General features: G+C 48.0%; 13 protein-coding genes. 1 reads left to right on the forward strand and 12 read right to left on the reverse strand.

All coding sequences use genetic code 11. From position 1 onward, the window contains the following. Positions 1-491: 491 nt before the first annotated feature. Together AC07KQ_RS10260 and AC07KQ_RS10265 are read right to left on the reverse strand one after the other, a co-directional pair. Positions 492-1,475, reverse strand: coding sequence for an alpha/beta fold hydrolase (locus AC07KQ_RS10260; RefSeq protein WP_480156555.1), 984 nt, complete (start codon positions 1,473-1,475; stop codon positions 492-494). Between the two features lie 63 nt (positions 1,476-1,538). After that, positions 1,539-2,732 carry an iron-containing alcohol dehydrogenase gene (locus AC07KQ_RS10265; protein WP_003575944.1) on the reverse strand — a complete coding sequence of 398 codons (1,194 nt, stop codon included), beginning with the start codon at positions 2,730-2,732 and terminating at the stop codon, positions 1,539-1,541. 352 nt (positions 2,733-3,084) lie between these two features. Between AC07KQ_RS10265 and AC07KQ_RS10270 the strand changes: the two genes are divergently transcribed. Continuing rightward, a complete protein-coding gene (locus tag AC07KQ_RS10270) occupies positions 3,085-4,329 on the forward strand; it encodes an ISL3 family transposase (RefSeq protein ID WP_194958360.1) in 1,245 nt (414 codons plus the stop codon). A gap of 127 nt (positions 4,330-4,456) precedes the next feature. Here the strand turns inward: AC07KQ_RS10270 and AC07KQ_RS10275 are convergent, their stop codons facing one another. The 10 genes from AC07KQ_RS10275 to AC07KQ_RS10320 all read right to left on the reverse strand — a co-directional run bounded on the left by AC07KQ_RS10275 (position 4,457) and on the right by AC07KQ_RS10320 (position 13,370). After that, positions 4,457-4,648: a hypothetical protein gene (locus AC07KQ_RS10275; RefSeq protein ID WP_003566781.1), complete on the reverse strand. Its 192-nt coding sequence runs from the start codon at positions 4,646-4,648 to the stop codon at positions 4,457-4,459. A 106-nt stretch (positions 4,649-4,754) separates the two neighbouring features. After that, positions 4,755-5,054 (reverse strand): DUF2316 family protein, encoded by a 300-nt coding sequence (locus AC07KQ_RS10280; RefSeq protein WP_003585389.1) that lies wholly within the window; start codon positions 5,052-5,054, stop codon positions 4,755-4,757. A 39-nt stretch (positions 5,055-5,093) separates the two neighbouring features. Beyond that, positions 5,094-5,507: a MarR family winged helix-turn-helix transcriptional regulator gene (locus AC07KQ_RS10285; RefSeq protein ID WP_003580367.1), complete on the reverse strand. Its 414-nt coding sequence runs from the start codon at positions 5,505-5,507 to the stop codon at positions 5,094-5,096. Between the two features lie 290 nt (positions 5,508-5,797). Further along, positions 5,798-6,586 (reverse strand): zinc-ribbon domain-containing protein, encoded by a 789-nt coding sequence (locus tag AC07KQ_RS10290; RefSeq protein WP_003580372.1) that lies wholly within the window; start codon positions 6,584-6,586, stop codon positions 5,798-5,800. A gap of 55 nt (positions 6,587-6,641) precedes the next feature. Then, complete coding sequence (locus AC07KQ_RS10295) at positions 6,642-7,649, reverse strand: alpha/beta hydrolase (RefSeq protein ID WP_003580374.1); 1,008 nt, start codon at positions 7,647-7,649, stop codon at positions 6,642-6,644. A gap of 166 nt (positions 7,650-7,815) precedes the next feature. Continuing rightward, positions 7,816-8,913, reverse strand: coding sequence for a zinc ribbon domain-containing protein (locus AC07KQ_RS10300; protein ID WP_003580377.1), 1,098 nt, complete (start codon positions 8,911-8,913; stop codon positions 7,816-7,818). Between the two features lie 416 nt (positions 8,914-9,329). Then, positions 9,330-9,917 (reverse strand): MarR family winged helix-turn-helix transcriptional regulator, encoded by a 588-nt coding sequence (locus tag AC07KQ_RS10305; RefSeq protein WP_003566788.1) that lies wholly within the window; start codon positions 9,915-9,917, stop codon positions 9,330-9,332. Positions 9,918-10,018: 101 nt separating this feature from the next. After that, positions 10,019-11,794 carry an ABC transporter ATP-binding protein gene (locus tag AC07KQ_RS10310; RefSeq protein WP_003580380.1) on the reverse strand — a complete coding sequence of 592 codons (1,776 nt, stop codon included), beginning with the start codon at positions 11,792-11,794 and terminating at the stop codon, positions 10,019-10,021. A gap of 169 nt (positions 11,795-11,963) precedes the next feature. Then, positions 11,964-12,431: an NUDIX hydrolase gene (locus AC07KQ_RS10315; protein ID WP_003585393.1), complete on the reverse strand. Its 468-nt coding sequence runs from the start codon at positions 12,429-12,431 to the stop codon at positions 11,964-11,966. Positions 12,432-12,680: 249 nt separating this feature from the next. Continuing rightward, the gene (locus AC07KQ_RS10320; RefSeq protein ID WP_003566791.1) at positions 12,681-13,370 is read right to left on the reverse strand and encodes a 2,3-diphosphoglycerate-dependent phosphoglycerate mutase; all 690 of its coding nucleotides are present in this window, start codon (positions 13,368-13,370) and stop codon (positions 12,681-12,683) included. Positions 13,371-13,512 lie beyond the last annotated feature (142 nt).

Consider the following 13,512-nt stretch of genomic DNA (forward strand, 5'->3'; position numbering starts at 1 on the left):
ACCCAGAAATCTACGTGTAAGGACCCTGCACGCAATGGCCAAAGTGCGGCCATCACGTTCAGGCCCACTTACACTCCGATTTCTAACCGGGCCAGCTTTTTTCAAAACGCGTTCGCTGACCCAGAAATCTACGTGTAAGGACCCTGCACGCAATGGCCAAAGTGCGGCCATCACGTTCAGGCCCACTTACACTCCGATTTCTAACCGGGCCAGCTCACGCTCTCAACTAAACTAGTTGAATGTTCAAAGCATATGCAGAACTGCTTTGATTGTCAAACCTTTTTTGCGTTTATTATCTTTTGAGAATATTGATGTATCAGAATGAATACGGTCTCAGATAATATGGTTAAGGGGTTTAAGGGTTACCGAAAAAAGCCTAACTATGCAAAAAAAAATCTCGACTTTTTTCTGGTTTTCGTTGTCAAAAATGGCAAAATAAAAAAGCTAAAGTTGAGAATACACAATAGCTTTTTTACAAAATTCGGTTGAACTTACCACTCATTAGCCGGTGTTTGGGACACGGCAGCACGTAAATGGTTTTCTTTTAGCCGAAGTCGGACAATGGTGCCAACTTTTTTGGGATCGTCAATCCACGGTTCATGTCCTGCCCCATTCACGGTTAACAGTTCACCATGTTGCACGACAGCGGCGATTTCTTGACCGAGTTCAGGATTCGCAAAGGTATCATTCGTTCCCCAGATTAACGTCATTGGAACAGACAGCTCGCGCAATTGCGACTCTTTCAATGCATTGTGGTACTTTTCTTGATTCATCGTCCGTAATAAGGACAAGGTTGCCAGCTGATAGTTCGGCAAATGATCAAATGCATAAACACAGTCCGCAAAGCTTTGCGGCAAAGCACTGACGGCAGCCGGATCAGTCCCCATGCGATGCAGCGGTCCCCAAGCGCGTTTGGCTGATTTAGGGATTTGACGTTTCATGAACCATTTACCAAGACCTGGCATCATCGCCATTTTGAGCAATGTCGGTGTTTTGGTCATAAGCATTCGGCCGGGATTACCCAGTAAAATGAGCTGCTGAACCCGATCTGGATAGGCCAGCGCAAACCAAGTCGCCCAATGCGCACCCATCGAATGAGCAATGATCGGTGCTGATTTGAGATCAAGCTTATCCATGATCTGGCTGAACAAGTCCACGGCAAAATTGTGAACATCTACTTGCTCATGATCAAATCCATCGCTCAAACCGCCACCTGGGCGCGCCATGACAAAAACATGATAGCCGACTAGTTGCGGCAACAACGGCGCTAGCGCATATGGATCACCAGTATTGCCGGGCACAACCAACACGGGGTCGCCATGACCAAACTCTAAGACCCGAACCCGCAAATCATCAGGCGCAATTTTAAACCAGCGCGTCTTAGGCTTTAAGTGAAAGTCAGCCCAGAGTTGATTTTCAGCGTTTCGTGCCGCCTGAAAAGCAACAGAATCATGTTCAAGAATTGGTTGCGTCAAAAAAGAACCCCCTTTAAAAGTGGCACAACAATGTCAGGTATAGACTCGTTACCGCTAACACTTTTATGCCAGCCCATCTGTCATGGATGCTTGATAAATCGTTTCGACATCTTCTACCGACAACGGCACATAGGCGCGCGTTTCAAGACTAGCATTGGCAACAGCAGCAGTCGCCATGGCATCAAAATGCTGAGTATCCTTGATCCCAACTTCAGGCAAGGTCATTGGGAACCCTAAGCGACTAATCCAGTCAAAAGTCGCGTCAATAGCCGCTTGCGCCACGGCATAGGATTCATCACCTTCAAGATCCCAGACATGGCGACCAAATTGTGCCAACATTTCTGCTGTCGTTGCGTCCTTGGTCAGAATAAACGACATCCAACGCGGTGTTAAAATGCCAAGGCCGACACCATGGGTAATGTCATAATAAGCTGATAGTTCATGTTCAAGGCTATGCACTGTCCAGCCATTTTCGTTAGCAACACTCACGATACCGTTTAGCGCCATCGTTGCGCTCCACATTAAGTTGGCGCGGGCATCATAGTTATCAGGTTGTTTCAACGCAATGGGCGCCCACTTAATAACTGTACGCATCAAGCCTTCAATCATGCCTTTGCTGGCGTCATTATTTTTTGAACGATCAAAATATTGTTCAAGCAAATGACTAAGAATATCCATTGATCCCGCCGCCGTTTGTCTGGCTGGCACAGTAAAGGTCAGTGACGGATCCAAAAATGAAACCGCTGGTGTGTTTGGCCCGACTGTGCCGAGCTTTTCATGAGTGACAGGATTTGAAATCACGGAGCCGCTGTTCATCTCACTGCCTGTCGCTGCTAATGTCAGAATATCGACGACTGGCAATTGCTGCAATTTCCGGCGAGTTACGCCACGATCTTTGACAAGATCCCATGGGTCGCCTTCGTAAAACTTGGCGCTGGCAATGACCTTTGCAGCATCAATCACGGAGCCGCCACCAACTGCCAAAACAACATCAATATCCTGATCCTTCGCCAGCTTTTGGCCAGCACGGATAGAATCGATCTTCGGGTTCGGCTCAATGCCCGGCAATTCGGTTAACTGCAAATCAGCGAGCAGTCCAGTCACGGTATCGTATAAGCCTGACTTTTTGATGGAATGGCCACCATAAACGAACAAAACACGCGAACCAAATTGACTCACCGCGTCGTGCAGCTCAACATCTAATCGGCCTGTACCAAAACGAATATCGGTTTTATTCTGAAATCGAAAATTCTTCAAAGTTATCGCTCCTTTTTTGAGTGTGAACCTGATCGTTTCTTATTACTTTAATTGTAACGGTTTTAAGGGTAAAAGAAACGCGAATAGTGACAAATTCTCGGATCTCGTTCAGTTGACGGGTATCGATGAATCCAGCTGGTAACGTGGTGACTCGCTACTTTCTCCCAAACTGGTAAGGAATGAACGCCGGCATGTTCCTCAGCACACAAAAAAGGGTCTACACTTTCTGGTGTTGAGAAATAATCAACACTGAACGTGTAGGCCCTTTTTGGACAACGCAAAAAGACACCTACTCAGTGTCCATGCTATGCTTGTTAGCGTCGAAACCAAAAGCAAGCGAGGTTATGAGTAAATGTCCCAATACGATCCTACACTGTCCGTCCTTGGAATACCAGACCATAATATCAAAGTTGCCTTTGTTCGTCATGAATATCGCGGCAACGGGGTACGTCGCCGCCAGTATCATGTGATTGATGCCGAGCTGACTTACCGGTTAACCCGGTGCCCACTGTGTGGCTTTGAGGCCTTGCACCCTAACGGGTTTTACACGGCCCACGTGCGCGTCCTCAACGGGGTTGAAATACCGACAGTCATTGACTTGCACAAGCAACGATGGCGCTGTCATAACTGTTACCACACAGTCAGTGCCAAGACGCCACTCGTGCAACCCAACCACACGATCGCCGCTCACATGACAGAGCGAATCATGAAGTTAGCGCATGAACGGTTGCCAGTCAAAACCATCGCCCGTATTATCGGAATCTCAGCTTCCTCGGTTCAACGGATCATTGACCAAAATCTCAAACTCCGACCGGCTCGCCGGCTACCCACGCGACTCTGCTTTGATGAGTTCCGTTCCACTCATGGCATGATGTCGTTTATCTGTCTTGATGCCGATTCACATCGTCTGATTGCCTTGCTTGGTGATCGATTCAACCGCACGATTAAAAACTTCTTCATCGCTCATTATTCACTCGCTGAACGCACTCGGGTCCAGACGGTCACCATGGACATGAATGCAGCTTATCAGACGATTATTCATGAGGTTTTCCCCAAGGCCCAAGTCGTCATTGATCGGTTCCATATCATTCAACTTGCGGCTCGTGCCCTTGATCAGGTACGCGTCCAAGCGCTCAAACAGCTTGATGACAAACACAGCCGTCCTTATAAGATCATGAAGACAAACTGGCGGCTTTTTCATCAAACTGCGCCTGACGCTAAACACAAACAGTTCCTGTTTGGTTTGAATGAATACGTCACGCAACAGGAGGCCATCGATATCGCACTTGATACTGAGCCCAAGCTCAAGCAAACCTACGAGACCTACTTAGCGCTTCATGATGCTTTGATGGTGAAGAAACATCCCGCGGAACTGGCAAACCTGTTAGCTACTTACGAGCCAAACGGTACGGCAATGGACATGACGATCGCGACGCTTAAGCGACACAAAGTCGCTGTTCTCGCCGCTGTCACCAGCCCTTATTCCAACGGTCCGATCGAAGGGGTTAACCGCCTCATCAAGTCACTCAAACGATCCTGTTTTGGCTTCAAGAATCAGCTGAACTTCTTCAAACGAATCTACCAAATCACGGCATAACATGACAAAGACGGCTCCCCAAATGGAGAACCGCCTCAAATGATAAATTTATTCTTCAACACCAGTTGACGCAGAGCCACAAAACAAGCCCGACTTAAACAGCCGGACTACCAACCCACTTTTTTTCTTAGTGACTCGCTTTAACCGCGTAAACAACCCGGATTGGAGTGGCTCGCACGCGTAATAACCGTGCGGCCTCCACATTGCCATGGGCCGCGCGGATGCATAGCATCCGCCGTGCCTGCTTTGCCACTAGCAATGTGGGGAAGTTTTTAGGGAAAAGTAAAGCGAATAACTCCTCATTCGTCGCGCCAATCAATGATAAGGGACACCTTTCTGCTTGCTGTAATTTGTGCATAGTGTAGCATGTTTCTCAGCAGGCGCCAAGGGGTAATTGATGTTTTTGTTATTTTACTTACCGAGACTTAATTTAATCGGCCTTTGGCAATCAAATCAGTATTTAAAAACCAGTGTACGGCCGGATCGCCTTGTAGGCGGCTGTAAGGTAGCGGCGTTTTCCCTTGTGCAGCAAGTTGCTTGTTGAGGTAATTCCGAAGAATCCAAGGCTCTTCAATTTGATCAACCTGCAATTGCAAAACCGCTTCGACATGCTCCGGCGTGGTCGCAAGATCTTGGGCAGCTTGCTCAAGTGTGACGCCAGCCAAGTTAAAGTTAGCTGCCAGTTCTTTCTTCGTGTTGCGTCGTTCAATGATGGTTAAAGACATAATTTTGCTCCCTTCAAAGGGTCATAAACGCCGGCAAGGTTATTGCAAGGCTTTCAACACTTGCTTCAACGTCACCGTCAGTGCTTCTGGATCAGGCACGTTTGCCGCAAAGGCCTTTTCCAGTACTTGAAACAAATCACGAACTTGCTCGGCGGTTGTCTCGCCCTCATCAGTCAAAAACAGTTGCCGCTCACGTTCGCTGTGCGGTGCCATTCGTTTTTCCAAAAGCCCGCGTTGGATCAAACTTTTAATCAAATTAGATACGCTAGCCGGTCCCCGACTTAATTCGACACTGACCTGTCGTTGATTAGCGCCTGGATTAGCGGCAATAAACGTAAGCACCTTGGCTTGATCGCTATTGAGATCCAAATTGCTTAAATGTTGATTCAAAAAATACTTCTGTAGTTTTGCGAGCTGATAAACCAGCCCGGAAATGTTCGATTCACTTTGCATTATCAAAACCTCCATGATAACCAGTATACGTCTTTCTGTTTCATATGCAACAGTTTCATGGACACCTTAATGCTGCATTGTTTTATTTTGTAAAAATGCGTCAGGTCATTAGCACCGCCGCATGCCTACTCAGAAAATGCATACCCTGCGACGGATCTGGATCATTATCCGTCAGTTTTGTCCAAACAAAAGTCGGTCCCAACGAAAAGAATCCCATCGTTAGAACCGACTATTTTTCAATATTTAATTCGGAGAATCTCACTCATCATCGTATATTTCAAGTCTGACGACTAGTCATCATCCCCATGAATTAACGTCCACTTACCGGAATCATCGTTAAACTTGCTCATCTGATCATGGATTTCATCATAGCGGTATTTACCGTGCAAGGCGCCGCTATCTTTATCGTAAACATCGACTTCCTTCATGTTAGTTGCCGGAGATGTCACCTCGACGCGATAGTCATCCAAATCAAAATCGTCATAATCGGCCGCCATTTGCGCAACTTCACGATTGCTTAAATCACTGTCACTGCGACTCTCATCGTCATCGCGACTATCTTCGGCCGATTCACGGGCATTGGCGAGTGATTCGCTGGCTGCTTCTTGAGAGGCCGAAGCCGAAGTTGATTCAGCCACTCGTGAATCCGAGGCGGATGCAGCCGCAATTGACGAAGCAGAGGCACTCGCCGCCGCTGAGCTGGATGAATCCAGTGCCTCAGTTCGAGCTTGCTGCTGGCGGTTTTGAAAGAATAAGAAAGCTGCTAGCAAAACAACAGCTGCCACCAACACAATACTAACAATGACCCAAGGACGGCCATGCGGTTGCTTCTGCCCACCGCCACCATTTGATCGCCGACGCGTCGCATTCGGCGGCACAGCCCCTGAAGCCAGTGGCTGTTGTCCTGATGGCTGACTGGTTTGCATCTGACCATTCACTTCACTACCTTGTCCTTGCGCCGGTTGTTCTTGTGCCAGGCCACCCTTTTCAGCACGATATTGGGCAAGATTAAACCCGCAATTATGGCAAAAGGCTTCGTCAGCGCTAACTTGTACGCCACAATTTGGACAATATTCCATAAAAAAACGCCCCCTCAATTTCTTTGCTGCAAGCTAGCGCAGCTTTTTTTAAATATTAGTTGGTTGTTGCTCTTGGTAGCTGTTGCAGCAACCACTGATACGCTGCTGGCAACGCCTGCTGCCAATAGTTAAATCCATGTGTGCCAGCCGCTGACCAGCTAGTAGTCGGTGTCACCCCCACTGCCTGAAGCTGTGAGGCAAAATGAGTGACATCAGTAAATGGCACAGTTGTATCAGCTTGTCCTGACGCCAAATAAACTTTCAAACCAGCAAGTCGGTCTGCCGTCAGCATGTTGGCAGGTTGATCGGCATCCCAACGGGCCTGATCCCATTGGCCATGAGTTAAAAAGGCTGGCATTCGTGATTGGGCCGCTTCAGGTACCTGCTGCCAAACTGCAGGCGACAAAGCCGCGACGATCCGAAACTGTTGAGGTTCGGCTAGCACCAGTCTTAGGGCACCATAGCCGCCCATCGACACGCCGCCAACCGCATAGGCATCCGCCTGCGATAAAAGCGCAAATTGTTGCTTTAAATGTGGTAGTAAATCTTGCATGATTGCCGTCTGCATTTTTTCTGCTGGCGAATCAACGTAAAAACTATTGCCACCATCCACAAACACCACCACTGCTGGATGACCAGTCGAATTAACAGCTTCATCAAGTAAGCTTTTCGAATCCACTAACTGGACCAGATTGGTGTCATCGCCATCCATGCCGTGCAGCATGAGCACTAATGGATAGCGTTTGTGCGGATCGTAGCCAGCTGGCACATAGGCCATATATGACCAAGATCGCTGTAGGGTTGGCGCGAAAAAGGTGAACGCCGCCAAGCTGCTACTTGTTTGCGCTACCGTTGACCCCGCAATAGAAGGAGCGGTCTGTGACGGTGTCGATGCTGCTTGCGTCTTCCTGCTAGACTGCTTAGTTATGGCTGACTGCCGCTGACGACTAACAGTCGCAGGCGCGTGCTGCTCCGCCGATTGAGAATGTCGAATAAATGCTCCTATTAGCAAAAACATCAACACACCGAAACCAGCTAAGACCCATGCCTTACCGCGATGCACAGGTTAAGCCCCCACGATATACCAGCAACCAAGCACGCCTTGACTTTCCTTTATCTTTTTTCAAGTGCCTACCCCCAGGAACTGACGACAGTTGTGACCTACTTCTTAATCCTACAACACTGACGGCATTTACAGAACATCTTTTATTTTTTGATCGAAAACACCATCAGTCTCTCGGCAACAACCGGGCGGTGACGAACATAACCAACGCCGCGCCAATACCGACAGAAAACCCGATGCCGGGATTCAGCAAACCTTGAATTTGGTTGTTGGCACTGCTCATCAACGGCGCATAGGCAAAATATAAGGCCCCGTAGCCTAACAAACCTAACATGCCAGCAAACCGCATCATCCCGCGTGACCGAAAAAGTCCGAACAAAAGGCCTAACACTGGGCCTATCCCCGCTAAAATAAGTGCTAAGTATGGCAGATTGGTTTGAGGCGAAGCGACGCCAGTATTGGTTGCAGCAGTTTCCGCCAAGGTGACAGCACTGCGGACAAGATCATACAAACTGCCGCCAACATTGGCCGTGGCGACACTGCCAGCACCAAATGGCCAGGCATAGGCCGCTGTAAATGCCACTAGCGACGCGATTAAGTAAACCAGCCAAATGATGCCGCCTCTTCGTCTCGGTTGGCCTGCTGTGGTTCCAAGGTGCGACCACCAATGCGGCGAACGATTGCTCATTTTCTGTGCTTGCTGCGCCATCGGGCCATTGTCCGGCTGCGTCATATACGGATTAGGATACGGTGGCACCGATTGACCCGCTGCTGGCCGCGGCGCTGTCCAAATATCATCATCTGAGTCGCCTGAATCGTCATCGTTAAAGCGACTAGTATAAGACGCCACTGGTCGGCGATTTGCAACAACATAAATGGCGACAGCACAGCCAACTGCCAACACCCATCCAGCGATCGTTGAAAAACTAAAGACACAAAAAAGTACCATGACTCCGATCAGGGTATACACCATGTGAGTTGCCAACCAATCGATAAAATGATCGAAACTATCGTCAGTTAGGACCAGACTCTTTTTGATGCTGGTTGAACCACTTTGCCGCTGTCGGCGTGAGCGTTCTCCTCGTACCTGTTCACGAACCGGTTCAGATGCAGCTGGTTGTTGTGACTGCTCACGACCAAAGTCCGTCTCGCCAGCAACCCGAGCATTGAAGATTGTCAAATCTGCGCCGCAATTCGGACAGAATTTGGTCCCAGCCGGTATTTTGAAACCGCAATTTGGACAATAACGCATCGTCTCTGCCAAGCTAGTTCCCTCCATTTTCATGCTATTAGATTCATCTTGCATGGTTCGCGGCTAATAGTAAAGTTTCGGCGAAGTTTTTTAACGAAAACTCACTTAGTTGTCAGTATTGGCCAACTTTTTAGCAAAGATGCGCGATTGGATCATGGAAAAAGCTGCAGACTAAAAGTTCTTTGTCGTCCCAAATGTCACAACCTCTGGTCAGAGAGGGCTGACGACGCGGGGCTAGCGCGGTGCCGGTGCTTCGAGCCGCCTCATCTAGTCGTCGACTACTCTGCCTTGGCATTGTGATCTTTAAATCTCTCCAAAATATCCGCGAGAAAACAAAAGACGACTGATTTCCCTATGAATTGCGGAAAATCAGCCGTCCATATTGACAGCTGTCAATTAAATCGCAGCCTGTCCATTCAAGTCACTATTTAGAATCGATGGTCAAAGCCTCGTGGGCCGCCGCCGAAGCCACCTGGGTAGCCGCGACGTGGGCCATGCTCGTGATGACCGTGATGGAACCGTGCGGCCCATTCGCGCATGTCATCGAACTGTTTGCCTTCTGGCCAGCTAAGGTCATCCCTAGTTGCCAAATCGGCAGACAATTTTTCAATCAACGTCAGTAATTGCGCCTGCTCTTCTTCGGACAAACCACTGAAAATTTGATCAGGTAAATCCGTCTTCAGTTTACCCGTCGTTTCAATAAATTTTTTGCCGTCATCAGTGAGCGCAATTAGCTGAACGCGCTTATCGGTTTCGGACTCGCGGCGGCTGATCAACCCTAAATCCTCTAGTTTCTGAACTAAAGCGGAAACCGAACTTGGCCGAATGTCCAACGCCTCAACCAAATCTGAATTCGTCAGTTCACCTTTATTATCAAGCAGCCGCAAGAGTCTTAATTGATTGGGCTGGCGCTGTCGATCACCAAAACGCAAGCTGCTAGCCACGGCACCCATGAATGGACGCTTTTGAATTAAGCCGCCAAAGGCCTTCAATAAATCTTCTGATGTTTTTGTCATCGCTATTCTCCTTGTCTTTTAGTTAGTCTACTATCCCATGAACTAATAGCATGAGTATAATCCGTTAGTTAGTTTTTGCCAAGACTACCTACTTTTAACGTTTACGCGGCCTTTCCGAACTGATCTTTAACATACTCGCGATAAATTGGATGCGACTTGATCAGGTCCTCATGTGTGCCGCTTCCGCTCACCGTGCCATTTTCAATGAAGTAGATCCGATTAGCATTCATAATCGTGCTGAGTCGATGGGCAATCACAATCGTTGTACGACCATGCATTAATTTAGCTAATGCTTTTTGAACCATCATTTCTGATTCGGCATCAAGACTAGCAGTTGCTTCATCGAGCATTAAAATCTTGGGATCGCGAAGAAAGGCGCGGGCAATGGCGAGTCGCTGTCGCTGACCGCCGGAAACCTTGACACCACGTTCGCCGACTTCAGTATCGAGTCCCTGCGGCATGGCCTCAACAAAGGTTTTTGCGTACGCCATATCAAGCACATGCCATAACTCTTCATCTGTATAGTTGCGCGTTGCCCCATACGTCAAGTTATAACGAATGGTACCTGCCATAATTGTTGCATCTTGCCCAACCAGCCCAATCTGTTCACGCCAATCTTCAACATTCAGATTTGCGATGTCCTGATCCCCGATCAAAATGTGGCCGCTATCAGGCGAGTAGAAGCGTTCTAAAAGACTGATAATCGTTGACTTGCCACCACCAGACGGACCGGCAAAGGCAATGACCTGATTAGGTGCCGCTGTCACCGTGACATCTTTTAGCACCGGCGTTTCCTGATCATAACTAAAGCTGACATGCGACATTGTCAAAGCTTGACCACTGGCATCTTTTAGCGGGCGACCTGTACGACTTTCCTCAGGTTGTTGCAGTAACTCATCAATCCGCGCCGTTGACCCGCTCGCTTTTGCTGTCTCAGCAAAAAACTGTCCAAGCGTTGAAAAAGGCCCAATCAACTGGGTGAGATACATTAAGAAAGCAAACAAGGTCCCCATATTCATTGACCCACTTGCAACCCGACTGGCACCATATGCGAGCACGCCCACAATCATACCCATCATTAACGTCGTCATTACTGGCTGGGCAACCGCGTCATAAACTGCTTCCTTCAAGCCCAAGCGATACAAACGATCAATGCGGGCATCACCGGTTTTCTTTTCGACTGCTTCAGCATTGGAACTTTTGACCAAGCGCACAGCGCCCAACACATCCCCAGCCTCGCCACTAAAAGCTGCCAGATTCTCTTGTCGTGAAAAAGCAATCTTACGCGACTGAGTGGCAACTGGCAGGAAGATCAGAATAACAAGCGGCACAACGGCAAACATAATCGCCGTCATTTTCCAATCCATCATCAACATCAAAATCAGCGCACCGATCAGTTGCATCAAGGCTGTGACCATGCGCGGTACCGAGTTGGCGAGTAAATCCTTGACTTGAGTAGAATCATTCACCAGTCGCGACGTGATTTCGCCAGACTTGGTGGTGTCGAAATAACTGACTGGTAATACCAAAAGCTTGGCCCACAGCTTATTGCGTAATTTAGCAACGACATCTTCGCCAAAAAAGCCTAAAACGGCGCCTGAACCCGCGCTGATCAACGCTGAACCAATAAACAGCCCGACAACGCCAATCACCAAATTCATGTTGACCGCATGCCCCAACGCATTAATCAGCGACTTGGCAATGGTTGGCACAATTAATTGGCCGGCCGTCGCCACTAATCCCAAAAGCAGTCCAAGACCAAGCTGCCAATAATGTGGGTGAATGGTACTGATTAGTTTCATGAAACTACGGAAATCGAACTTTTTTGGTGTTGACTGCCTTTTTTCGGCTGCCAGCATCGTGGTTGAACGTTGCATATGCATGTGCCTCCAGTTATCAGCTATTTAAAATAGTTAGCTGCTTATATATCTAACTAACATTGTGCTAGCCTAATCCTTTTGTTAGTCTATGTCAACAACAACTAACAAAAAGAACTGAACAAATTTTGTCCAGTTCTTAAATCACCTTGAATTTCCATGTCCTCGGCTAGTGTGCTTGCTGCGTTTGCAGATATGCCTGAACGAAACTAATCATGTCGCGCGACTGTTGATTAAACAATGGCGGCAGTTGATCAAAGTCAAAGTATTGCAATGCCAACGTTTCTTTGGGATCCGCTTCAGCCAAACTGCCGCCGACTGGTTTGACGAGATAAAAACGGCAGATGATTTGGGCCTGATCACCATTGGGATAAGTTGTAAATCCTTGGTCGAAAGTATGCAGTGCCTTGACTGGTTCCACCAGTAAACCGGCATCCTCTTTCATCTCTCGTTGCAAGGTTTCGACAAAGGTCTCACCGTACTCCATCATCCCACCTGGCAAGCTCCAGTTACCGGCATCTGTCCGCTTTTGCAATAATATCTGCCCTTGCTCGTTCACCACCGCACCGGCAACGGCGTTTAAGAAAATCGGCATGTGTCCGACTTTGCTGCGAATCTCTTGAATATAATTTGCCACTTGACTACCTCTTTTCTCGAATCGGTTAATCTGATTATCAAGCAGTCAGTCAATTGGCGCAACTAGCTGCAAGACAATTCGAACACTTTGTCTAGACGCTGGTATGCTTAAAACAATAAGCTCACGGTAAATGGTCCAGTCAAACAACCCCAACCAAATTTGACCGCAAACAAATAGACGACCATCCTCGCAACTAAAAGTCGCAATGACAGCCGTCTTTTTCAATCACTTAAGCAATTGATTTTTGGATTAGTCCAGCTTGTTCTTGCTGTTGACGTTCAACTTTTCGTCGAAGTCATAAACAACAGGTTCGCCAGTCGCCATTTCCAAGTTCATGATGTCTGCATCGGAAATGTTTTCGATGTACTTGGTCAAGGCGCGCAGTGAGTTACCGTGGGCAGCGATGATAACATTCTTGCCAGCCAACAGATCCGGTGCAATATGATCTTCCCAGAATGGGATAACCCGTTCGAGGGTCACTTTCAGGTTTTCGCCGCCAGGAATGATCCGTGGGTCAAGATCAGCGTAACGACGATCCTTAGCAGCTGAACCTTCGTCAGTTGCCTTCAACAATGGTGGCAAAACGTCATACGAACGACGCCAGATGTGAACTTGATCGGCACCGTATTTATCAGCGGTTTCCTTCTTGTTCAAGCCTTGCAAAGCGCCATAGTGACGTTCGTTCAGGCGCCATGTCTTCATTTCTGGAATCCAAAGTTGATCGGATTCTTCCAAGACGTAATGCAGGGTCTTGATCGCGCGGGTCAAAACTGAGGTGTAAGCCTGATCGAATTCAAGACCAGCTTGCTTAACCAATTGGCCAGCATGCTTTGCTTCTTCGACACCCTTTTCACTCAGATCAACATCCACCCAGCCGGTAAATTGGTTGGACAAATTCCATTCACTTTGCCCGTGACGGATCAATACTAATTTCGCCATATCAGAGAATACCTCGCTTTTATGATTTGACAGTCTTCTGCCTGTTTACAGAATCTCATGTTACACCATTTTCAGTAAGTTCGCACCCGCTTTCTCTGGTATATTGGAAAGGGATTGTTGCCAAAAGAACATACGACGCAAA

Source organism: Lacticaseibacillus sp. YLM2-1 (assembly GCF_056583465.1).